1 protein-coding gene is annotated in these 1146 nt (G+C 67.2%); it reads left to right on the top strand.

Annotation, left to right across the window (positions count from 1 at the left end; translation table 11 throughout):
• The coding region (locus QZH66_RS16615; protein ID WP_305806970.1) for an ABC transporter substrate-binding protein at positions 1-1146 on the top strand (1146 nt) is incomplete at both ends.

The raw sequence follows: 1146 nt of genomic DNA, 5'->3' as shown, positions 1-1146 counted from the left end.
CGGTCGAATCGACCACCGCGAAGGACCCGCACACCGTCATCGTCAAGACCAACACGCCCAACCCCATGCTGCCGCTCGACATCGCGTCGATCTACATCGTGAGCAAGCATGTCGGCGAAAAGTCCAAGACCGAGGACTACAACGCCGGCCGCGCCGTGGTCGGCACGGGGCCGTACAAGTTCATCTCGTACAGCCCCGGCGACCGCACCGTGTTCGAGCGCAATCCGTCGTACTACGGCCCGAAGCCCGTGTGGGACAAGGTCAACTACCGCTTCATCAACAACGGCGCGGCGCGCACGGCCGCGCTGCTGGCCGGCGACGTGGACGTGATCGACAAGGTGGCCGTGACCGACGTGGCCAAGCTCAAGAAGACGCCGTCGGTCAGCGTCTACACCTACCCGGGCCTGCGCGTGCTGCTGCTGCAGCCGAGCTTCCGCCCCGGCGCCAACGAGTTCATCACCGACAACGCTGGCAAGCCGCTGGACAAGAACCCGCTGCAGGAGCTCAAGGTGCGCCAGGCGCTGTCGGTCGCGATCAACCGCAAGGCCATCGCCGACCGCATCCTGCAGGGCACGGTGACCGAGGCCAACCAGTGGATGCCCAAGAACACCTTCGGCTACAACCCCGAGGTCAAGGACATCGCCTACAGCGCCGAGCAGGCCAAGAAGCTGCTGGCCGAGGCCGGCTATCCGCAGGGCTTCCAGATCACCATCCACGTGCCGGGCGACCGCTACCCGCAGGCGCCCGAGACCGTGCAGGCCGTGGCCCAGTTCTGGACCCGCGCGGGCGTCAAGACCAAGGTCGAGGTCGTGCCCTGGAGCGTGTACGCCGGCCGCGCCGGCAAGAACGAGTACGCCGTCAGCGTGATTGCCTGGGGCAACGGCACGGGCGAAGCCGGCTACGGCCTGCTGCAGACCCTGGCCAGCAACGACGCCAAGCGCGGGCGCGGCGTCAACAACTGGGGCCGCTACAGCAACGAGGCGGTGGACAAGGCGCTCGACGCCGCCACCGTGGAGTTCGACGCCAAGCGCCGCGAGGCCATCTTCCGCCACTCGGTCAAGCTGGTCACCGACGACGTGGGCCATATCCCGCTGTTCCACTACCAGAACATCTGGGCCGCCAAGAAGGGCCTCAAGGTGGTGCCGC

Origin of the sequence: Stenotrophomonas sp. YIM B06876 (assembly GCF_030711595.1) — a bacterium.
Classification (GTDB): Bacteria; Pseudomonadota; Gammaproteobacteria; order Xanthomonadales; family Xanthomonadaceae; genus Stenotrophomonas.
Note: the sequence above shows the minus strand (reverse complement) of the source record. Positions and strands in the feature narration are given on the sequence as shown.